This window comes from Bartonella sp. AP58NXGY (assembly GCF_042195785.1).
GTDB lineage: Bacteria > Pseudomonadota > Alphaproteobacteria > Rhizobiales > Rhizobiaceae > Bartonella.
The window spans coordinates 1-253 of the sequence record NZ_JBHIOY010000379.1; the positions used below are offsets into that span (position 1 = coordinate 1).

Sequence of the window (253 nt, forward strand, 5' to 3'; positions counted from 1 at the left end):
AATAAAACGAATGGTTTTCAACATAAGCTAACACAATTTCTTTCTGATATAGGCCTTGGTTTTATACCAACAAAAGATAGAAAAAAATTAAAAAAAACAAAACAAAAAAACATACAATTAGGGCATATGCATCAAGGACCATTCCCTTCCATTAAGCCCCCAACATCCCGATGGATGGCATCGGTATTTAATGCGATTGATTCTGTGAAGAAAAATATACGCCATGGTCATTTACAAATACCAACACTCTTTA

Annotated in this window: 1 pseudogene; it reads left to right on the forward strand. The window is 33.2% G+C overall.

From position 1 onward, the window contains the following. Positions 1-253: pseudogene (locus ACFINC_RS11540) on the forward strand (lysophospholipase); the annotation flags it as partial.